The sequence below is a fragment of the Buttiauxella sp. S19-1 genome, from assembly GCF_022134725.1.
In the GTDB taxonomy this organism is placed as follows: domain Bacteria; phylum Pseudomonadota; class Gammaproteobacteria; order Enterobacterales; family Enterobacteriaceae; genus Buttiauxella; species Buttiauxella ferragutiae.
The window spans coordinates 1-377 of sequence record NZ_JAHWLU010000287.1 but is presented as its reverse complement, the minus strand read 5'-3'; the positions used below and the strand labels follow the sequence as shown (position 1 = coordinate 377).

Below are 377 nucleotides of genomic sequence, written 5' to 3'. Positions count from 1 at the left end.
GCTTACCACTTTGTGATTCATGACTGGGGTGAAGTCGTAACAAGGTAACCGTAGGGGAACCTGCGGTTGGATCACCTCCTTACCTAATAGATACGAACTTGCGTAGTGCTCACACAGATTGTCTGATGAAAGTAAATGAGCAAAAAGCGATATCCTGCAAAGGATTATTCGTGTCCCCATCGTCTAGAGGCCCAGGACACTGCCCTTTCACGGCTGTAACAGGGGTTCGAATCCCCTTGGGGACGCCATCTCCGATAATGTGTGAAAGACATTATCACCGAATATCTCAAAACTGACTTTCGAGTCACGTTTGAGATATTGCTCTTTAAAAATCCGGAACAAGCTGAAAATTGAAACGACACACTGTTTCCTTTCTC

At 45.4% G+C, this 377-nt stretch carries 1 tRNA gene and 1 rRNA gene; both read left to right on the top strand.

From position 1 onward, the window contains the following. Window positions 1–82 (top strand): 16S ribosomal RNA (locus tag MES37_RS24600); the annotation flags it as partial. 90 nt (window positions 83–172) lie between these two features. Beyond that, window positions 173–248: transfer RNA gene (locus tag MES37_RS24595), tRNA-Glu, on the top strand. Window positions 249–377: the final 129 nt, after the last annotated feature.